Annotated in this window: 21 protein-coding genes and 1 riboswitch; of the genes, 8 read left to right on the forward strand and 13 right to left on the reverse strand. The window is 62.7% G+C overall.

Annotated features, from left to right (window positions below; translation table 11 throughout):
- Window positions 1-90: 90 nt before the first annotated feature.
- Window positions 91-471 (forward strand): hypothetical protein, encoded by a 381-nt coding sequence (locus VDQ28_RS18610; protein ID WP_323037346.1) that lies wholly within the window; start codon window positions 91-93, stop codon window positions 469-471.
- A 96-nt stretch (window positions 472-567) separates the two neighbouring features.
- On the opposite strand, the gene VDQ28_RS18615 is transcribed toward VDQ28_RS18610, so the two are convergent.
- Window positions 568-1,608 carry an RluA family pseudouridine synthase gene (locus VDQ28_RS18615; protein ID WP_323038157.1) on the reverse strand — a complete coding sequence of 347 codons (1,041 nt, stop codon included), beginning with the start codon at window positions 1,606-1,608 and terminating at the stop codon, window positions 568-570.
- Here VDQ28_RS18615 and VDQ28_RS18620 point away from each other — a divergent pair.
- Window positions 1,607-1,906 carry a DUF6476 family protein gene (locus VDQ28_RS18620; protein WP_323037347.1) on the forward strand — a complete coding sequence of 100 codons (300 nt, stop codon included), beginning with the start codon at window positions 1,607-1,609 and terminating at the stop codon, window positions 1,904-1,906. The genes VDQ28_RS18615 and VDQ28_RS18620 overlap by 2 nt on opposite strands.
- Before the next feature lie 140 nt (window positions 1,907-2,046).
- On the forward strand, window positions 2,047-2,793 hold the full coding sequence (locus VDQ28_RS18625) for a helix-turn-helix transcriptional regulator (protein WP_323037348.1): 747 nt from the start codon (window positions 2,047-2,049) through the stop codon (window positions 2,791-2,793).
- A 326-nt stretch (window positions 2,794-3,119) separates the two neighbouring features.
- Here the strand turns inward: VDQ28_RS18625 and trmB are convergent, their stop codons facing one another.
- Together trmB and VDQ28_RS18635 are read right to left on the reverse strand one after the other, a co-directional pair.
- Window positions 3,120-3,848 carry a tRNA (guanine(46)-N(7))-methyltransferase TrmB gene (gene trmB, locus VDQ28_RS18630; protein ID WP_323037349.1) on the reverse strand — a complete coding sequence of 243 codons (729 nt, stop codon included), beginning with the start codon at window positions 3,846-3,848 and terminating at the stop codon, window positions 3,120-3,122.
- Between the two features lie 46 nt (window positions 3,849-3,894).
- Entirely contained in the window at window positions 3,895-4,341 is a 447-nt protein-coding gene (locus tag VDQ28_RS18635) for a DMT family transporter (RefSeq protein ID WP_323037350.1), read from the reverse strand.
- 131 nt (window positions 4,342-4,472) lie between these two features.
- Here VDQ28_RS18635 and VDQ28_RS18640 point away from each other — a divergent pair, with 131 nt between their 5' ends.
- Entirely contained in the window at window positions 4,473-4,772 is a 300-nt protein-coding gene (locus tag VDQ28_RS18640; RefSeq protein WP_323037351.1) for a DUF6958 family protein, read from the forward strand.
- 93 nt (window positions 4,773-4,865) lie between these two features.
- Here the strand turns inward: VDQ28_RS18640 and metK are convergent, their stop codons facing one another.
- The 4 genes from metK to ybeY all read right to left on the reverse strand — a co-directional run bounded on the left by metK (window position 4,866) and on the right by ybeY (window position 9,166).
- Complete coding sequence (metK, locus tag VDQ28_RS18645) at window positions 4,866-6,047, reverse strand: methionine adenosyltransferase (RefSeq protein WP_323037352.1); 1,182 nt, start codon at window positions 6,045-6,047, stop codon at window positions 4,866-4,868.
- 8 nt (window positions 6,048-6,055) lie between these two features.
- Window positions 6,056-6,103, reverse strand: a riboswitch (SAM-SAH riboswitch).
- 48 nt (window positions 6,104-6,151) lie between these two features.
- The gene (lnt, locus tag VDQ28_RS18650) at window positions 6,152-7,693 is read right to left on the reverse strand and encodes an apolipoprotein N-acyltransferase (RefSeq protein WP_323037353.1); all 1,542 of its coding nucleotides are present in this window, start codon (window positions 7,691-7,693) and stop codon (window positions 6,152-6,154) included.
- A gap of 2 nt (window positions 7,694-7,695) precedes the next feature.
- The gene (locus VDQ28_RS18655) at window positions 7,696-8,604 is read right to left on the reverse strand and encodes a transporter associated domain-containing protein (RefSeq protein ID WP_323037354.1); all 909 of its coding nucleotides are present in this window, start codon (window positions 8,602-8,604) and stop codon (window positions 7,696-7,698) included.
- Between the two features lie 19 nt (window positions 8,605-8,623).
- Window positions 8,624-9,166, reverse strand: coding sequence for an rRNA maturation RNase YbeY (gene ybeY, locus VDQ28_RS18660; protein ID WP_323037355.1), 543 nt, complete (start codon window positions 9,164-9,166; stop codon window positions 8,624-8,626).
- A 101-nt stretch (window positions 9,167-9,267) separates the two neighbouring features.
- Between ybeY and VDQ28_RS18665 the strand changes: the two genes are divergently transcribed.
- Window positions 9,268-10,089, forward strand: a complete 822-nt coding sequence (locus VDQ28_RS18665; RefSeq protein WP_323037356.1) for a hypothetical protein — start codon at window positions 9,268-9,270, stop codon at window positions 10,087-10,089.
- Entirely contained in the window at window positions 10,089-10,733 is a 645-nt protein-coding gene (locus VDQ28_RS18670; RefSeq protein WP_323037357.1) for a Fe2+-dependent dioxygenase, read from the forward strand. Before VDQ28_RS18665 ends, VDQ28_RS18670 begins: the two co-directional genes overlap by 1 nt.
- Window positions 10,734-10,870: 137 nt before the next feature.
- On the opposite strand, the gene VDQ28_RS18675 is transcribed toward VDQ28_RS18670, so the two are convergent.
- The 6 genes from VDQ28_RS18675 to irrA all read right to left on the reverse strand — a co-directional run bounded on the left by VDQ28_RS18675 (window position 10,871) and on the right by irrA (window position 15,981).
- The gene (locus VDQ28_RS18675; protein ID WP_416349403.1) at window positions 10,871-11,878 is read right to left on the reverse strand and encodes a PhoH family protein; all 1,008 of its coding nucleotides are present in this window, start codon (window positions 11,876-11,878) and stop codon (window positions 10,871-10,873) included.
- 185 nt (window positions 11,879-12,063) lie between these two features.
- Entirely contained in the window at window positions 12,064-12,405 is a 342-nt protein-coding gene (locus tag VDQ28_RS18680) for a hypothetical protein (RefSeq protein ID WP_323037359.1), read from the reverse strand.
- Between the two features lie 20 nt (window positions 12,406-12,425).
- Window positions 12,426-13,010 (reverse strand): OmpA family protein, encoded by a 585-nt coding sequence (locus VDQ28_RS18685; RefSeq protein WP_323037360.1) that lies wholly within the window; start codon window positions 13,008-13,010, stop codon window positions 12,426-12,428.
- Between the two features lie 229 nt (window positions 13,011-13,239).
- Window positions 13,240-14,562, reverse strand: coding sequence for a tRNA (N6-isopentenyl adenosine(37)-C2)-methylthiotransferase MiaB (gene miaB, locus VDQ28_RS18690; RefSeq protein ID WP_323037361.1), 1,323 nt, complete (start codon window positions 14,560-14,562; stop codon window positions 13,240-13,242).
- Between the two features lie 185 nt (window positions 14,563-14,747).
- Window positions 14,748-15,527 (reverse strand): 23S rRNA (adenine(2030)-N(6))-methyltransferase RlmJ, encoded by a 780-nt coding sequence (locus VDQ28_RS18695; RefSeq protein WP_323037362.1) that lies wholly within the window; start codon window positions 15,525-15,527, stop codon window positions 14,748-14,750.
- 13 nt (window positions 15,528-15,540) lie between these two features.
- Window positions 15,541-15,981: an iron response transcriptional regulator IrrA gene (gene irrA / locus VDQ28_RS18700; protein ID WP_323037363.1), complete on the reverse strand. Its 441-nt coding sequence runs from the start codon at window positions 15,979-15,981 to the stop codon at window positions 15,541-15,543.
- 146 nt (window positions 15,982-16,127) lie between these two features.
- Here irrA and fabA point away from each other — a divergent pair, with 146 nt between their 5' ends.
- Complete coding sequence (gene fabA, locus VDQ28_RS18705; RefSeq protein ID WP_323037364.1) at window positions 16,128-16,637, forward strand: bifunctional 3-hydroxydecanoyl-ACP dehydratase/trans-2-decenoyl-ACP isomerase; 510 nt, start codon at window positions 16,128-16,130, stop codon at window positions 16,635-16,637.
- Window positions 16,638-17,142: 505 nt separating this feature from the next.
- Window positions 17,143-18,372 carry a beta-ketoacyl-ACP synthase I gene (gene fabB / locus VDQ28_RS18710; protein ID WP_323037365.1) on the forward strand — a complete coding sequence of 410 codons (1,230 nt, stop codon included), beginning with the start codon at window positions 17,143-17,145 and terminating at the stop codon, window positions 18,370-18,372.
- Window positions 18,373-18,380 lie beyond the last annotated feature (8 nt).

Here is an 18,380-nt window from a genome sequence, read left to right on the forward strand (position 1 = left end):
CGCACATCATAGCCGCTTGAGATCGTTGACCAAACGGCAACTCTGCGGTTATGCTGATTTTTTAAGTGATCTTATTCCGGAGACTGATTCATGACTGACAAACCCAAAAAAGGATCCATGTCGGATAGCGACATCCAAACGAACCGCGGGCTGGGGCGTCGCGCCTTCATTTTGGGAACTTTTGGCGGCACTGCAGCCCTGGCTGGGTGCGTCAGTACGGGCATCACCGATTCCGATGGTGGCCAATGGGCTGATCCAGCCGGTGGTGGACGCGGTGGCCGACGCGTGTCCGGGATCACCGATTCCGATACCGGATATGGCTCTGACCCGGTCAACAACGGTCGTGGCCGCCGCGGTGCCACCGATTCCGATGTCGGTTACGGTTCTGACCCGGTTGGCCGCGGCCGCACCGGTCGCACCGATAGCGACGGTGGCAGCAACGCCGATCGCGCCGGACATGGCCGCCGTTGAGCGCATCAGCCAAGGCGCGCGCGGTTCAGAACATCACAAATCGGCCCCGCACGGCTTGTCCGCGCGGGGTTTTTGATTGAGATCCCCTATTCCGGCTCAACCCGCCCAACCCAAGGCCATCAACAAATCCCGCATATCCTGCGGCAGTGGTGCTTCAAAACTCAGGCGCTCATCGGAAACCGGGTGTACGAATCCCAGCGTCGCGGCATGCAGCGCCTGACGCGGAAATGTCGCCAAGGCCTCGACACCCGCCGCCGACAGGGCCGCGGGCGACGCTTTGCGCTTGCCGCCATAGACCGGATCGCCAATCAGCCCATGCCCGACATGCGCCATATGCACCCGGATCTGATGCGTGCGCCCGGTTTCCAACCGACACTCCACCAACGAGGCCTGAACCGGCGACCCGAAACTCTCGATTGCCCGCGCCCGCGTCACCGCATGGCGCCCGCGATCAAAGAACACCGCCTGTTTCTGGCGGTCAAAACGATGCCGCTCCAGCCGCGTGGTGATCTTCAACACGCCGCCGGTCTCGAAATTCACGCCCTTGCAGCCGTTCAACCGCGGGTCGCCCGGATCCGGCATGCCATGCACCACCGCCAGATAGCGCCGCTCAGCGGTATGCGCCTCGAATTGCGCGGCCAACCCGTGATGCGCGCGGTCGGTCTTGGCGACCACCAGAAGCCCCGAGGTCTCCTTGTCGATCCGGTGCACAATGCCGGGTCGCTTGGACCCGCCAATCCCCGACAGGGTCTCGCCGCAATGATACAACAAGGCGTTGACCAGCGTCCCGTGCGGCGTACCCGGCGCAGGATGCACCACCATGCCCGCCGGTTTGTCGATGACGATCAACTCGGCATCCTCATAAACCACACTCAGCGGGATGTTTTCGGGCAGCGCGTCCAGATCCTCAGGGGGTTCGACGGTGATAACAAACGCGTCGCCCTCGGCCACTTTCGCCTTGGCGTTGGTGATGATCTCGCCATTCAGACTGACCGCCCCCTCGGCGATCAGCTTGGACAGCCGTGATCGCGACAAGGCCGCTTCCTCTGGCACATCGCGCGCCAAGGCCTTATCAAGGCGGTCGGGCGGGTTCGCGCCAATGACCACGTCGATTTCCAAAGGCAGACCCTCGTCCATGTCCGATTCAGATGACACGACATCCCTCCCGCCTGAGTTGCGGTTCCTGAAATTGCTGGTGACCACCCTTGCGGGGGTGATGATTGTCGGGCTTGTAGCCATCGTTGGCCTGCTTGTCACGCGGCTCGGCACGGCAGCGCCCCTGCCCGAACTGCCCGCCAGCGTGATCCTGCCCCAAGGTGCCACCCCCGCCGCCGTCACCTTTGCCCGCGACTGGCTGGTGGTGGTCACCGAGGCCGGAGAGATCCTGCTCTATGACCGCGACGGCGTGCTGATCAATCAAATGCCGCGCCCCTGAAACGCGGCTCTGGCCCACCCTTGTTCACGACTGCGCCACGGAATTCGCCCACGAGCCTTTGACAAATGTCTATTTTTAGAACAAGTCCCGAGGGAATTGGTTGGCGTTTCCATGAGAGCGACTTGAATTCGAGGTCTCCTATGAACAATGCGGTAGAACTTCAGGAATTCGCCGCGCAACTCCGCACGCATGAGGATCCTTTCTCTGTGTTCCAGAGTTTTATCGAGGACCATGGCGGCAAGGGCTATTTTTACGGCTTCGCGGGTATGAAATCGGATTTCTTGGAGTTCAATTATTCCAAGGCGCTTTTCTCGCATCATACCTATGGCGACGATTGGGCAAAAACCTCGGGCCCCGAACGCGCAATCGACCATGATACAACAATCGCACGCCTGCTTGCGGGTGAGGATTATGTCGAATGGGTGCCCGAGAATATCTCGGAGTACGTGAGTCATTATACCCCCGAACAGCATAAACAAGTGTCATCCGAACACGGCATGGGGCTCAAGTTTGGCTGCTCCATCGCCATAGATCGCAGTGCCTTCGGGCTTTCGGGGATGGGTTTCTGGACGACTGCCGTCACATCTGGCCACGAATTCCGACAGTTGTGGAGCCGGTACGGGGCGCAGATCTGCCAAGGTGCGGCCATGCTTGACATGCATATCCGCAAGGACCAGCCAAATCTCCTGATTGGCCTGACCGCCCGTGAAATCGACTGTATCAGTTGGCTTGCGGCGGGTTTGCGGCCATCCGAAATCTGCTGGAAGCTCCAGATATCCGAAAAAACCTTTGAAAAACACATCTCCAACGCCAAACAGAAACTGAAATCCCGGACCCGTGACAACGCCGTGGCCAAGGCGATCTTATTTGGCCTGATCAAGATGTGATCCGCCGCGACCACCACCTTTTCAACCGACTGCCCGCCATGCGCGCAGAGGTTGTTTTGCCACATGGGGAAAAATCCCCTGTGGCCGCGCCATTTCAAATATGGTCAACACAGAGCGGGATTTAGGGGCCTGTGCCCTGTTATTTGTTGTTTTCGTGAGGCGCTTTTCCAGCAACAGGCTTTTCCCGACCTCTGCCATCCTCGCCCGAGTGAATGCGTTGCAAAACGTCACGACGGAGTGGGATGTCTCACACCACTTGGTGGCAGAGCGTTTAAGCCCTTGGACCTGCCGCAGAGCAGACCCAAAGCACGCCAGCGCCCGTCCTGTCACTCCCGCCGGAATGTCATGTATTGCGGCACCCGCCCCTCGCGCAGCGCCTTTTGCTCATAGCGGGTCGAAAACCAGTCGTCCCACGCCGTGACACTGTCCGACACCAGCGTGAACCCCGCCGCCGGCACCTCTTCCAATGTCTGACGCGCATAGTCGGGGATATCCGTGGCCACCCGAAACTCGGCGCCCGGCGTCATCACCCGGTGCAACGGGGTCAGATGATCCGGCGTCACAAAGCGGCGGCGATGGTGGCGCGCCTTGGGCCAGGGGTCCGGGTAATTCAGGAACACCTTGTCCAGACAGGCATCGGGCAGCACATCGAACAGATCGCGCACGTCACCCGGGTGGATCAACGTGTTCTGCACCGGATTGCGCCGCAGCAGACCCAGCAGCATGGCCACGCCGTTGACGAACGGCTCGCAGCCAATCAACCGCACATCCGGATACCGCCCCGCGATATGCGCCAGATGCTCGCCGCCGCCAAAGCCGATTTCCAACCAGATCGGCCCCGAACCCGGAATATCGGACAGCGCCAAGGTCCGGCGCTCGGGGTTTTCATCCACCGCAACATTGCGCAGCCGCAAGGCCGACAGATCCTGCGACAGATACTCTTTTTGCGTCGGGCGCAGGGTCTTGCCATGCACACGGCCATAGAAATTGCGATGCGTGCGCAGCGCGGTCAACGCGGGATGCGGCGGCAGGTCGGGTTTGCGATTGTCACTCATGGGACGCGGCCATAACTGCCGCAGCGCCGCCATGCAAGAGGCCGCGTTACGCCCGTTGGATCAGAAACAGCCCCAACGCCATCACGCCCAGGCCCGAGGCACGCATCACCGTCAGTGGCCGCACGATCGCACCAAACAGGCCAAACTGGTCGATCAGCGCCGCCGAGATCATCTGCCCCATGAGCACGAAGAACACCGCATTGCCAACGCCGAACCGCGGCGCGACGATGGTGACGGACAGGACATAGAAACAGACCAGCAACCCGGCCAGAAACAGGTGTTTGGGCTGGGTGGTCAGCGCGCTGAACCCAGCGGGGCCCTGCGTCGCCACCATGACCACGATGGCACCGAGCAAGGCGACACAAAACAGCACGACCGCCGCCACGGTGGGCGATCCGATCCGCGCACCCAGTTGCGCATTCAGCGCCGCCAACACCGGAATGCCAATCCCGGCCGCCAACATGATCAACGCGTATCGGACTGTCTCGGGCATCTGGTTCCCCTCTTGCGCTCCGACACCCTGACCCAAGCAAACCCGCCGCGCAAGATCACCCGGCACGGTTTGACAGCGCCGGACAATCGTCGCAGAGTTCGCCGCGCAATCTCCCAAGCCGGGCACATGCCATGAGCCGTCAGACCGATACAATCGAAGTCCAGAACATCAATGCCCCGGATCACATCACCCGCGTTGACCGGGCGAAATACGATGCGATGAAAGCGGCCTTGTTGGCCGTCCTGCCGCGCGAGGCCCCCGGCCTCACGGCGGCCGAGGCCAAAGCCGGGCTCTTGCCGCATCTGGACGACATGGTGTTTCCCGGCGGCGAAAAATCAGGCTGGTGGCTGAAATGCGTGCAACTCGATCTTGAGGCCAAGAACGTGATCAAACGCGCGGATACAAAACCCCTGCGCTGGCACAGGGTATGACCTCATGGAAAAAGGGCAAGGGTTTCCCCTTGCCCTGATCCAAAGCGCCGGCGGCGCGTAGGGTGCGTGCTTGCACGCACCGTCCGTGATCCCTCAAACGCCCGCGCGGAGGGTGTCAATCAGGTCCGTGCGCTCCCAGCTGAAGCCGCCATCGGCCTCGGGCGCGCGCCCGAAGTGGCCATAGGCCGCCGTGCGCGCATAGATCGGCTTGTTCAACTGCAACTTGGTCCGAATCCCGCGCGGCGTCAAATCCATCGCCGTCCGCACCGCACGCTCGATTTGCTCGTCGGGGATCGTGCCGGTGCCATGCGTATCGACATAGATCGACAACGGCTGCGAGACGCCGATGGCATACGACAATTGCAACGTGCAACGCTTGGCCAGGCCCGCCGCAACGATGTTCTTTGCCAGATAGCGCGCCGCATAGGCCGCCGAGCGGTCCACTTTGGTCGGATCCTTGCCCGAGAACGCGCCGCCGCCATGCGGGGCCGCGCCACCATAGGTATCGACGATGATCTTGCGACCGGTCAGGCCCGCGTCGCCATCCGGCCCGCCGATCACGAATTTCCCGGTCGGGTTCACATGCCATTCGGTCGTTGGTGTCAGCCAGCCATCGGGCAACACCTGCCGAATATAGGGCTCGACCACGGCGCGCACGTCACCCGAGGTCATTGTCTCGTCCAGATGCTGCGTGCTCAGGACAATCGACGTGACCTCAACCGGTTTGCCATCGACATAGCGCACCGACAATTGCGATTTCGCATCCGGGCCCAGCACCGCCGCTTCGCCCGATTTGCGCACCTCGGCCAAACGCCGCAGAATCGCGTGGGCGTATTGGATCGGCGCGGGCATCAGCGCCTCGGTCTCGTCGGTGGCATAGCCGAACATGATGCCTTGATCGCCGGCCCCCTCATCCTTGTTGCCGGATGCGTTGACGCCTTGCGCGATATGTGCGGATTGTTCGTGCAACAGGTTGGTGATCTCGACCGTGTCCCAGTGGAACTTGTCTTGCTCATAGCCGATGTCCCGAATGCACTCGCGCACGATCCCGTCGATGCGGCCCATGTATTCCGCCAGTTTGGCTTGGTCCGACAGCCCGACTTCGCCACCGATCACCACGCGGTTGGTGGTGGCAAAGGTCTCGCAGGCGACACGCGCCTCGGGTTCCTGGGCCAAAAACGCATCGAGGATTGAATCCGAAATCCGGTCGCAGACCTTGTCCGGATGCCCCTCGGAAACGGATTCCGAGGTGAAAATATAATTCTTACGACTCATTTGAGGTATGCTCCATTGATTATAACTGCCACGTCAGGAAGCCGTTGTGACAGAATTGACCCGCGCTACCCGTTGCGCGCCCCAAGGTCAATTCTTTTCCCTCGTTACACCCGATGCCGCACGCGGCGCCGCCAAACCCTGGCACCCAGAAAAAGCACCAGGATTGACAGCCCAATCGTCCAGGGCCCATCGCCGACCTGAGCATAAGGCGTCGGTACAAGCGCACCCGGAACCGTGCTGTCCAGAAACCCCCTCTCGCCCAACCCCAAGGACGCGACAATACGTCCCATCGGATCAATCACCGCCGTCACCCCGGTATTGGCAACCCGCACCAACGGCAGGCCGGTTTCCACCGCGCGAAGCTGCGCTTGCGCCAGATGTTGAAAGGGACCACTGCGCGTGCCGAACCAGGCGTCATTGGTGATCTGCAAGATCCAGTCAGGGCGTTCCTCGGTGTGCAGGCTGCGGGCGAACACGGCTTCGTAGCAGATCAGCGGCACCACGCGGCCCGCGGCGCCCAGGTCAATGACCCGCGGCCCCGGACCCGGCGCATAGCCCGACAGAACCCGCGCCGCCAAGCCGCGCCAATCGCCGGGCAGATACGCGACCAGCGGCACATATTCGCCAAACGGCACAAGGTGGTGCTTGTCATATTGCGCCATGATCTGACCCTCGGTGTCGATCATCGCCAGCGAATTGAAATACTGCACAAGCCCGTCTTCGGTGCGCGCGCGCCGGTCCACGCCGAACACCACCGGGGCCTGCGCCGCCTCGGCGATCATGCGCAGCCCGCTGCCCGCGTCGTTCAACAAGAACGGCGCGGCGGATTCGGGCCAGATGACAAGCTGCGGCACGGTTTCGCCGGGGGCTGCGCTCAGGTCCAGATGACGGTTGAAAAACTCCATCACCAGATCAGGCTGCCACTTCAGATGCTGCGGCACATTGGCTTGCACCAGCCGGATCGGCACCCCCGTGCCCAACGGCACCGGCTGCGCCAACCGCGCCGCACCCCAGCCCCAGGCCGACGCCAGCGCCAGAACGCCCGCCCCGGCAACCACACCGGCGCGCAGGATCCGCCCCGCCGCCGCGCGCAAGGCAGCCGTTGCCAAAGCAGCCGCCAGGCCCAGTGCCCAAGCGCTCAACATCAGCGCGCCGCCCAGCGCCGCGCTCTGATCCATCGGCGTGCCGATCCAGATATGGCCGCTCAACGCCCAGGGAAAGCCGGTGAAAATATAGCCGCGCACCGCCTCGAATGCCACAAACGCCCCGGCAAAGGCCCAGACCCGCGCGACCGGCGCGCGGACCGAGGCCGTTGCAAGCCCAGCGGCCACCGCCCAGAACAGCGCCAACCCTCCCGCCATGAAGACCAGCGCAAAAGGCGCCATCCAGCCGTGGCGTTCGGGCTCGATCAGAAAGGGCTCGACAATCCATGCCAGACACAGCGCGAAATGCGCGGTTCCGGCCAACCACCCGGCCCAGAACCCCGCGCGCGCCGAGGTTGACCGCGCCACCAGCGCCATGAGCGCGGCCAACGCCACAACCGTGACAGGCCACGCCCCCCAGGGGGCCTGCCCCAATGCCGCCACGCCGCCCAAACCAAGGGCGATCAACCCGCGCCCGTAGCGCCCGGTCAGGACCGCGCGCACCCTCAGTCGCCGCTGACGCTGTCGCCCGTGCCCGCCAGCCGCAGCCGCAGCCGTTTCACGCGGCGCGGATCGGCCTCGATCACCTCGATCTCATGCCCGGCAGGGAGTGCGATGACTTCGCCACGCGCCGGAACCCGGCCCAGCAGCACAAAGATCAGCCCGCCCAGCGTATCCACTTCGTCGTCGTCGATCCCCTCGGCCAGATCAATGCCCAGTGCCTCGTGCAGATCCTCCAACAACGCGCGCGCCTGAATCAGCCACACACCGGGCGCTTCGGCCTGCCACAAATGTTCGTCCTCGGTGTCGTGTTCATCTTCGATCTGGCCGACGACCTGCTCCAGCAAATCCTCGATGGTGACCAGACCATCCACACCGCCGTATTCGTCAATCACCAGCGCCATATGCATCCGTCCGGCCTGCATTTTCTGCAGCAGGATCACCAATGGCATCGACGGCGGCACAAAGAGCAACGGGCGCAGCAATTCGTCGATCACCAGATCGCCGTTGCGCAGGTCAAACGCCCGGTTCAGCACCAGATCCTTGAGCAACAACAGCCCCATCGGCTTGTCCAGCGTCTCGTGATAGACCGGCAAACGCGAAAACCCGGATTCGCGGAAAATCGCGATCAGGTCATCAATCGTCGTGTCATGCGAGATGGACACGATTTCTGCCTTGGGAACCGCCACATCCGCCACACGCAAACGGCGCAGATTGGCCAAGCCCGGCAAGACCTGCCGCATGGACTCGTTGAGCGCGCGCTCTGCGGGATCCTCGGCCTCGTTGGGCGTGAACGCATCGAACAAGCGACCAAGCAGCCCACGTTGCTGCGTGCTATCGTCCGGACTAGGGTCGGGGTCTTCCGACACATCGAGGGTGTCGGCGGGGCCAGTGCCCGTATGAGAATCGGTCATGGGTCCTTTCCGGGAGCAGTTAATCCAAGGCCGCGACGCCAAGTGGCATCGCTGAGTCGTTCTGTGCATATGGGTCGGCAATCCCCAGTTGCGCAAGGACTGAACGCTCGGTTTCCTCCATCAAAACCGCATCTTCGTCGGTTTGATGGTCATAACCCAGCAAATGCAGCACAGAATGCACGACCAAATGCGTCACATGGTCGCCGGGCGTCTTGTTCTGCGCCCGCGCCTCGTCGAAACACGTCTCATAGGCCAATGCCACGTCGCCCAGCGCCTCGGGGTCCTCGGGCGTGCCCGGCTCGGCAGGGTCCGGCGCGTTACCCGGCGTCTCGGCGCTCAGATCCCATGTCGGCCACGAGAGCACATTGGTCGCGCTGTCCTTGGCACGAAACTGGCTATTCAGTGCCTGGATGCGCTGATCATCACAGGCCAGCACGCTGACCTCGAATGCGGCCGGGTCATAGCCCAGAAACGCAAGGGTCGCCGCACTTGCCCGCGCCACCAAAGTGTTCAGGTCCAACGCGGCCCATCGGGCGTCTGTGATATCAATTTCGACGTGCATGGCCCATGATACCGCCTGCGAAATCCGAACGATAGGGGGATTGACAGGTGCCTGCGTGAATATTATCCGACTATATTACTTGGTTTATTCAGGAGTCACCTATGACCACGCCAACCCGGCCAACACAAGAACCCGCGCGCCCGGCCCGCCGCGTCTCGCCGCGCCCGTTGGCCGCGGCAACCGCCGCCGTTCTCGGGCTTGCGGTGCCCTTGGTGCCCGCGATGGTGCTGGCACCCGCGGCTTTTGCCTCGGAAACCGGCGAAGGTGGTGAGGCCGGTGAGGCCGGCGTTGTGCGCCAAAGCGGCACCGCCGGGTTCCTCGCCGATCTTGGCCTGTTCGAAGCGGCCCACCGGATCGTTGGCACGCTCTATCAACGCGGCGAGTATGCCGAGGCGCTCGAACAACTCCAGGATTCGCACCACGCGTTCTATGACGACATCGAGCCCGCGCTGACCGCCCTTGGCGCGCCCGGCTTTGCCGCCGAAGCCGAAGCCTTCGCCCAGGCCATCGCCGATGAGGTCACCACAGAAATCGCCGCCGCACGCCTCAGCGCCCTGCTGGCCGCCATTGATGCCGCCCGCGACGCCTCTCAGGCCACGCTGGGCGACCGGCTGTTGTCGATGAAATCGCTCCTCGACGTGGCCGCCGCGGATTATGCGGGCGGCGTCGAGAATGGCGTGGTCACCCTGGATCACGAATACCGTGACGCCTGGGGCTTTGTCGAAACCGTGCGCGCCCGCGCGCAACATTTGGCACAGAGCGCAGACCCGGCCACCGCGCAGGCCGGCACCGAAGTGCTGGACCAACTCGCCCCGCTCGCGCCGCTGTTCCCCGATCTGACCGCCACCCAGACCAGTGGCGACCCCGACCTGATCGCCGTCGCCGCCGCCTGGGTCGAAATCATTGCCTTGCGTCACCGCTGATGCCCGTCACGCTTGACCCCTTGCTCACGAAATCCGAGACCACGGTGCTCCACGCCGCGGCCTCGGCGCTGGATTTTGAGGATGGCGCAAGAACCGCGGGCGCCGTGGCGCGCGCCGTCAAAGTCAACCAGCAGGCAACCCCCGGACCCGCCACGCAAGCGGTGCTGGACAAGGTGCAAACCGCGCTGCTGGCAAATCCGGTGTTTCAGGCCATCGCCTACCCGCGCCATTTCGCCGCCTTGATGGTGACGCGCACCGAAGGCGGCGGCCACTACGGGCCGCATGTCGACAACGCGCTGATCGCCGGGGTCCGCGCCGACCTCAGTGTCACGCTGTTCCTGTCAGACCCGGCGCGCTATGACGGCGGCGCGCTGGTGATCTCGGACCGGATCGAGGATCGCGCCTTCAAGCTGCCACAAGGGGCGGCCGTGGTCTATCCGTCGAACACGCTGCATCACGTTGAACCGGTCACTAAGGGCTCTCGATTGGTCGTGGTCGGTTGGGTGCAAAGCTGGGTCCAGGACCCGGCGCAGCGTGAGATCCTGTTCGATCTGTGGCAGGCGATCCAATCCACGCAAGACCCGGACCAGGCGCGGCTCTTGTCGAAATCCCGCTCCAACCTGATCCGCATGTGGGCGCATTGACCCCACGCGGCGACGCCCCGTAGGGTGCGTGCTTGCACGCACCGTCCCTCAAGGCCCCGTAGGGTGCGTGCTTGCACGCACCCTCCCTCAGGGGCCCGTAAGGTGCGTGCAAGCACACACCCTACCACGCCAGACCCTTAGCGCGTTACCTTGGCCTCATAGGTATCATAGGCCGCGACGATCTTGGCCACCAACGGGTGCCGGACCACATCCGCCGCCGTGAAATAATTGAACCCGATCCCCGGAATACCCTTCAGGATCTGCTCGGCGGCGGCCAAACCACTGGTATGCCCGCGCGGCAGATCGACCTGGGTCCGGTCGCCGGTGATCGCCATGCGCGACCCCTCGCCCAGCCGCGTCAGGAACATTTTCATCTGCATCTCGGTGGCGTTCTGCGCCTCATCCAGCACCACAAACGCGCTCGACAAGGTGCGCCCGCGCATGAAGGCCAGCGGCGCGATCTCGATGCGCTTGTCCTCCATCAGCTTGGCCAACATTTTCGACGGGAAAAAGTCGTTCAGCGCGTCATAAAGCGGCTGCATGTAGGGATCGACCTTGTCCTTCATGTCGCCCGGCAGATAGCCCAGCTTTTCCCCCGCCTCCACCGCCGGCCGCGACAGGATGATCTTGTCGACATGCCCCTCGATGAAAAAATTCACCGCCGCCGCCACCGCAATATAGGTCTTGCCGGTCCCCGCCGGACCAATGCCGAAATTCAGCGTCTGCTCGAACAAGGCCCGCGCGTAATCCTGCTGCGCCTTGGTACGCGGCGCCACGGTTTTCTTGCGGGTCTTGATCTCGACCTGTCCACTGCGGAACATTTCCAGCTGATGCTCCGGCTTCTCGCCCGCCGACAGGTTCACCGCCCCGGAAACGTCGCCCTGCTCGACCTCTTTTCCACCCGACAGCCGCGCATAGAGCGCCTTCAGCGCCTCGGCGGCGCGCTCACGCATCGCAAGCTCGCCCATGATGTGCAATTGATTGCCCCGACGCACGATCTGTACGTCCAACTCTTGTTCCAGCTTCACAAGATTGCGGTCATACTCACCGCATAAATCAATCAAGAGACGATTGTCCGCAAATTCCAGCATCGTTTGCTGCGGATCTCCGGACGCCGCCGGAGGAGTCAGCGCGCTGATTCCCAAGTGTCACCTCGTGTTGGTTGGTGGGGTCTAAACCGTTGCCCCATGCTGCCAACTGCGCCGCCGGCACGCAAGCCCGGAAGCCATCGCCAAAGCGCACAATTGACGGTTCACGCCGCTACCAAGAGTTCGCACAAAGCAGAACGGCCCCCGAAAGGGCCGCCCAGTCCGTACACTGCACGCGCGGATCAGGTGCCGCGACGATAGCGCCCGACAGCGACGGTCGGCGGGGCAATGCCCGAGCAAACCGGGTTGCCATATTGATCGAGCCGCGCCGACATATAGCCCTCGACGCCTTCATCGATCATCCAGTGATCACACCCCTGCGGGTCCACCCAGATGCCGGCATCGCGCATGTTCGACAGGTGGTTGGGAACCCCCAAATGGCGGTCCGAGGTGCTATCCTCGTTGTTCCACTCAACCCAGCCATCGCCGCCCCCGGCGTTGTTGTTGGCGGTCCCGGTCGAGCTGACACAGGCCGACAAGGTCAGGGCCGCAGCACCGAGCAAGATGATTTTCGCGGTATTCATTCTGACTTTCCCCCCGGAACTCACTGCACGCACAGCACTTCAACACGACGATTGCGCGCCATGCCCGCTGCCGTGCTGTTCGACGCCACTGGATTCATCGGGCCAAAGCCCCGCACCGTTGCAACCCGACCGCCGCCGGCGGCAATCGCAACGTTCGCCACGACACGCGCCCGATTCTCGGACAGGTTCATGTTGTACTCGAATCCCCCACGCGGGTCGGTGTGACCATAGATCACATAGGCCGTCGCGTTGTTGCCGCGGAAGAACGACATCAACCGCGCCTCTGCACCCGGACGCAAGGCATGGCTCCCGGTTGCGAAAAGCGTGTCGGTGCTTTCCGTCAGGCACACGTTGGTCCGATGACACACCGGACGTCCGTCAGGCGTCCGATTGGGCGTCATATACCCCTCGATGCCGTTGTCGATCACCCAGTGTTCGCACCCATCCGGATCAATCCAGATTGTCGGCACATAGCGTTCCCCGACGATCGTCCGCTGGCGTTGCGCCGCAGCATCGGTCGCCGTCAGACCCGTCAGCATAAGCGCCATGGCAGTGGCACCAGCAATCAGCCGGACAGCTTTGGAAACAGACTTAACCACAGCCATCTTCCTTTTAATTGTTTACCCCCTGGCAAGGCCCTCTGCCGAATCATGCACCCCGAGCAGACGCGGATGCAAAGCAAGAAGACTGCCTACCATGTCGGAAACATTAGCAAACTTGCGCGCGTATGGAAGAGTGATTCCCGGCGAACCACAAGGAATCCGGCCTGTTATCGACGATCGTGGCAATTTTCATGCGGTTGACAGCCGCCAAAACCGCCACAACCGCCGCGACTCACAACAGAACACCATTCAGTGAGTTGGTCATGCTCTCGGTGATTCTGACGCGCCGCAGCATGCCGGGTGCGAGGGCATCATCCGTCACATGAACCGCATGCAGATAGTCCGATTTGCCCACCATTTGCCCCGGCATCCGCGCGGCCTTTTCGAACAATACCGTCACATCGCGCCCGACCATCGACTCTTGCACCATGCGCTGCTGCTGCGTGATCACGGCCTGCAACCTGTGCAGCCGCGCGTTCAAGATGACATCCGGCAGCACCGGGCGCTCCGCCGCGGGCGTCCCCGGCCGCGCCGAATATTTGAACGAAAACGCCGAGTGATAGCCGACCGCGCGCACCAGATCCAGGGTCGCCTCGAAATCCGCGTCATCCTCTCCGGGAAACCCGACGATGAAATCACCCGATACCGCCAGATCGGGCCGCACATCCCGCAACCGCTCCAACACCGCCAGATAGTGCGCAGCCGTATGCTTGCGATTCATCGCCTTCAGGATCTTGTCCGACCCCGACTGCACCGGCAGATGCAGATAGGGCATCAACTTGTCCACCTCGCCATGCGCCGCAATCAGATCGTCGGTCATGTCATTGGGGTGCGAGGTCGTATAGCGGATGCGCCACAGATCCTCGATCTCGGCCAATTCGCGCACCAGACGCGCCAGGGACCAGTCGCGCCCATCCATCCCCTCACCGTGATACCCGTTCACATTCTGGCCCAGCAACGTGATCTCGCGCACGCCCCGCGCCACCAGATCCCGCGCCTCGCGCAAGATCCGCTCGGCCGGACGGCTGACCTCGGCACCGCGCGTGTAGGGCACGACACAAAATGCACAGAACTTGTCGCAGCCTTCCTGAACCGTCAAAAACGCCGCAACCCCGCGCCCGGCACGCGGCCCCTTGGGCAAATGCTCGAACTTGTCCTCCGAGGGGAACTCGGTATCCACCGGCCGCTCGCCCGCGCGCACCGCCGCCTCCATCGCCGGCAGGCGATGATACGTCTGCGGCCCGACCACCAGATCCACCACCGGCGCGCGGCGCATGATCTCCGCCCCCTCGGCCTGCGCCACACAGCCGGCAATGCCGATCTTCAACTCGGGGTTCAGATCCTTCAGCGGCTTCAAGCGGCCCAACTCGGAATAAACCTTTTCCGCCGCCTTCTCGCGAATATGGCAGGTGTTCAACAAGATCATATCGGCGCTTTCGGGCGTGTCCGTCGTCACATATCCCGACGCCCCCATCGCCTCGGCCATGCGCTCGCTGTCATAGACATTCATCTGGCAACCATAGGTCTTGATGAAAAGCTTGCGTGGCTCGGTCATGGCACTATCCTGTCTGGGCTGACCGGGGAAATAGCGCAAACACGCCCGCCCTTCAACGCCAGCCGTCTTTGTTCTTCAAATATCCTGGGGATGAATGGCCGCAGGCCAGAAGGGGCAAAGCCCCTTGAACCCGCACGCCCCAAAGGGCGTGCTCAAAAAACCTCACGCGACGCGTGCCCGCAAGATCACCCCGATTGCGAAAATATCCGGTCCAGACGCGCGGCTTCCTCGGCCAGCCCCCAGGGCGGGTTGATCACAAAAAGCCCCGACCCCACCATCCGATGCCCCTCCCGCGCGGGCGGGAACCGCACTTCGTGGCGCAGGGCGTCGGGATGCGCCTGTCCCAAAGCGCCCAGCATCGGGAAATGACGCCCATCGCTCAGGATCGGATACCACAGCGCGATGATCCCCACATTCCATTTGCGGGCGATCTGCGACACGAAATGCGCCATCTCCGCGTAATCCGAGGCGATCTCGTAGCTGGGATCAATCAGCAGCATCCCGCGGCGCGGCGTGGGTGGGGTCAGCTCATGGGTCTTGGCGAACCCGTCCACCTTATGCACCCGCGCCGAAAAGGGCAGCATCGCCTCGGCCAGGGCCGCGAATTCGCCGGGGTGTTTTTCCGCCAGATGGATCGTATCCTGATCGCGCAGCAAAGCCGTCGCGATCATCGGAGACCCGGGATAGGCCCGCGCCCCATGCGTGGCCCGCGTTTTCGAGAGCGCCCGCCGATAGGGGTGATCCGCCGCAAACGCCGCCTCAAGGCGGTCGATCCCCTGCGCCGCCTCACCGGTTTTCTCGGCCTCCGGCGCGCTGAGATCATAAAGCCCGCGGCCCGCGTGGCTCTCGATATAGGTCAGCGGTTTGTCTTTTTGTGTCAGATACTCCAGCATCCACGCCAGCAACGCATGTTTATGCACGTCCGCGGCGTTCCCGGCATGGTAGAGATGTTGATAGGACAGCATGTTCAGAAAGGCGTCAGGAAGCGCGACGCAGGCGGATCACCACGTCAACCCGCGCCACTTCGCAGCCGTCGGGCGTGGCGGGCAAGCGGCGGAATTCCAGCTCCTCCGAGGGCGCGTCGCTCAGGGTCTGGGTCTCCTCCCAAAAGAAATGCGGGTGATCATCGGTCCGTGTGTCGAAATAGCTGCGCGAAGCGTCTACCGTGATTTCATTCAACAAATCCGCATCCCGAAACGCCCGCAGGGTATTGTAAACCGTCGCCAGCGATACTTTTTCGCCACACTCCAGCGCCGCCGCATACAACCCCTCGGCGGTGACATGGCGATTCTGGCCGTCCCCCATGACCAAGGCCGCCAGCGTCAACCGCTGGCGCGTCGGACGCAAGCCGGCCTGCGACAACCATTGCGTCGCGCAACTCTGGGACTGTTCGGTTTGAGGAGCGAAATCAACAATCATGCCACATCTTATGCGCAGAGCATGCGGGTTTCAATGCTCCTCGCGTGGCCAGCCAGACCGCCCCGAGGCAAGCCGCGACTTGTCAGGCTCAAACCATGAATGATAGACGGGAACAAAGGCTTAGACCCGGGAAAGGACATCGACACATGGCGCAATATCCAACGCAGTTTGACAAAGAGGGCCTTTTGGCCTGTGCCCGAGGCGAACTTTTTGGCCCCGGCAATGCCCAACTGCCCGCGCCGCCGATGCTGATGATGGACCGCATCACCGATGTTTCCGCCGATGGCGGCTTGCACGGCAAGGGCCATATCACCGCCGAGTTCGACATCACGCCCGATCTGTGGTTCTTCGACTGCCATTTTCCCGGCAACCCGATCATGCCCGGCTGCCTCGGCCTCGACGGCTTGTGGCAATTGACCGGCTTCAACCTGGGCTGGCGCGGCTGGCAGGGGCGTGGCTATGCGTTGGGCGTCGGCGAGGTGAAGCTGACCGGCATGGTACGCCCGGACCGCAAGCTGTTGACCTACAAGGTTGATTTCACCAAAGCGATCCAAACTCGCCGCCTGACGATGGGGGTTGCCGACGGGATCGTCGAGGCCGATGGCGAGGTGATCTATGTTGTCAAAGACATGAAGGTCGCGCTGTCCGAGGGCTGAGCCCTCGACCGCTCAAGGGGGGTGGGTTTCGCACCTCAGGACCGCGCTGGCGCGCGGCCTTCGGGCGACCCGGGGGCGCTGCGTGCCGCAGCGCCCAAGTCAGGGGGCTGTCTGCCCCCTCTGGCGCGCAGGCGCGCCATTCACCCCCGAGGATATTTCGCGGAACAAAGACGATGCGCGGGCGGCACAACCAGGATCATGGAGCGCGCAGGGCGTCCATCATCGCGTTCCGCTTGTTTTCGACACCTGCAAGATCGCGCAATCGCCCGAGCACCCGAGATGACGCGTGGTATTTTGAATGCACTCATTGCAGCGACGGGTGTGACTTGCGCGCCGCGCGCCCTGTTGCCGGCCGACACGGGTCCAAGTTCGACCGATAATTCGGCCCATGCCTCTGTTTCGCGCAAGATTGCGGCAACTTGGCATGGTTACCGCCAAAAATATCCGGTAGCTTTTTGGGGAATGGGTCAGTAAAAACCCCTCGCCAAGATAACAGGGAGTTGCCATGCGCCGCGTCGTCATAACCGGGATCGGGATCATCTCGCCCATCGGCAACACTGCCGCCGAAGTTGAAGCCAATCTGCGCGCCGGGAAATCAGGGATCGTTTTCTCGCCCGAATACGCCGAACACGGGTTTCGCAGCCAGGTTCACGGCATGCCGCAAATCGACCTGACCGCGCATATCGACAAGCGCGACCTGCGTTTCATGGGTCCGGGTGCGGCGTATAACTTTCTGTCGATGCAGCACGCCATTGCGGATTCGGGGCTGGAGGAGCGCGATGTCTCGAATGAGCGCACCGGGTTGATCATGGGCTCTGGCGGGCCGTCGACCTCGAATTTCTTCCAAGCGCATCAGATCGTCATCGAGAAAGGCGCGCCCAAGCGGATGGGGCCGTTCATGGTCACGCGCTGCATGTCCTCGACCAACTCGGCCTGCCTGGCGACGCCGTTCAAGATCAAGGGCGTGAATTATTCGATCACCTCGGCCTGCTCGACCTCGGCGCATTGCATCGGCAACGGCGTGGAACAGATCCAGATGGGCAAGCAGGACATCGTCTTTGCCGGCGGCGGTGAGGAACTCGACTGGACCCTGTCATGTCTGTTTGACGCGATGGGTGCGATGTCGTCCAAGTACAACGACACGCCCGAGACCGCCTCACGCACCTTCGACGCCTCGCGCGACGGGTTCGTCATCGCAGGCGGCGGCGGGGTTGTCGTGCTCGAGGAACTCAGCCACGCGCTGGCGCGCGGCGCGAAAATCTACGCCGAAGTCACCGGTTACGGTGCCACCTCGGACGGGCATGACATGGTCGCGCCCTCGGGTGAAGGCGGCGAGCGCTCCATGCGTCTCGCGGTCAGCACCCTGCCCGAAGGCCGCAAGATCACCTATATCAACGCACATGGCACCTCGACCCCTGCCGGCGACGTGACCGAGGTCAAGGCCGTGCGCCGCGTCTTTGGCGAAGGCAAGACGCCGCCGATCGCCTCGACCAAATCGATGACCGGACACTCGCTGGGCGCGACGGGCGTGCATGAGGCGATCTATTCGCTGCTGATGTTGCAGGGCAACTTCATTGCGCCGTCGATCAACATCACCAACCTGGACCCGGAAATCCACGCCGATGAGATTTGCACCGAGTTGCGCGAAAACGTCGAGCATGACAGCGTGCTGTCCAACAGCTTTGGCTTTGGCGGCACGAACGCCACCTTGGTCATGTCAAAATTCGACACATAAGGGGATCA

This window comes from Pararhodobacter sp. (genome assembly GCF_034676545.1).
Taxonomy (GTDB): Bacteria; Pseudomonadota; Alphaproteobacteria; order Rhodobacterales; family Rhodobacteraceae; genus Pararhodobacter.

Bases quoted from the DNA above. Each gene is read 5' to 3' on its own strand.
- VDQ28_RS18610 (WP_323037346.1), top strand. From the start codon at position 91: ATGACTGACAAACCCAAAAAAGGATCCATGTCGGATAGCGACATCCAA.
- VDQ28_RS18620 (WP_323037347.1), top strand. From the start codon at position 1,607: ATGTCCGATTCAGATGACACGACATCCCTCCCGCCTGAGTTGCGGTTC.
- VDQ28_RS18615 (WP_323038157.1), bottom strand. From the start codon at position 1,608: ATGGACGAGGGTCTGCCTTTGGAAATCGACGTGGTCATTGGCGCGAAC.
- VDQ28_RS18625 (WP_323037348.1), top strand. From the start codon at position 2,047: ATGAACAATGCGGTAGAACTTCAGGAATTCGCCGCGCAACTCCGCACG.
- trmB (WP_323037349.1), bottom strand. From the start codon at position 3,848: ATGAGTGACAATCGCAAACCCGACCTGCCGCCGCATCCCGCGTTGACC.
- VDQ28_RS18635 (WP_323037350.1), bottom strand. From the start codon at position 4,341: ATGCCCGAGACAGTCCGATACGCGTTGATCATGTTGGCGGCCGGGATT.
- VDQ28_RS18640 (WP_323037351.1), top strand. From the start codon at position 4,473: ATGAGCCGTCAGACCGATACAATCGAAGTCCAGAACATCAATGCCCCG.
- metK (WP_323037352.1), bottom strand. From the start codon at position 6,047: ATGAGTCGTAAGAATTATATTTTCACCTCGGAATCCGTTTCCGAGGGG.
- VDQ28_RS18655 (WP_323037354.1), bottom strand. From the start codon at position 8,604: ATGACCGATTCTCATACGGGCACTGGCCCCGCCGACACCCTCGATGTG.
- ybeY (WP_323037355.1), bottom strand. From the start codon at position 9,166: ATGCACGTCGAAATTGATATCACAGACGCCCGATGGGCCGCGTTGGAC.
- VDQ28_RS18665 (WP_323037356.1), top strand. From the start codon at position 9,268: ATGACCACGCCAACCCGGCCAACACAAGAACCCGCGCGCCCGGCCCGC.
- VDQ28_RS18670 (WP_323037357.1), top strand. From the start codon at position 10,089: ATGCCCGTCACGCTTGACCCCTTGCTCACGAAATCCGAGACCACGGTG.
- VDQ28_RS18680 (WP_323037359.1), bottom strand. From the start codon at position 12,405: ATGAATACCGCGAAAATCATCTTGCTCGGTGCTGCGGCCCTGACCTTG.
- VDQ28_RS18685 (WP_323037360.1), bottom strand. From the start codon at position 13,010: ATGGCTGTGGTTAAGTCTGTTTCCAAAGCTGTCCGGCTGATTGCTGGT.
- miaB (WP_323037361.1), bottom strand. From the start codon at position 14,562: ATGACCGAGCCACGCAAGCTTTTCATCAAGACCTATGGTTGCCAGATG.
- VDQ28_RS18695 (WP_323037362.1), bottom strand. From the start codon at position 15,527: ATGCTGTCCTATCAACATCTCTACCATGCCGGGAACGCCGCGGACGTG.
- irrA (WP_323037363.1), bottom strand. From the start codon at position 15,981: ATGATTGTTGATTTCGCTCCTCAAACCGAACAGTCCCAGAGTTGCGCG.
- fabA (WP_323037364.1), top strand. From the start codon at position 16,128: ATGGCGCAATATCCAACGCAGTTTGACAAAGAGGGCCTTTTGGCCTGT.
- fabB (WP_323037365.1), top strand. From the start codon at position 17,143: ATGCGCCGCGTCGTCATAACCGGGATCGGGATCATCTCGCCCATCGGC.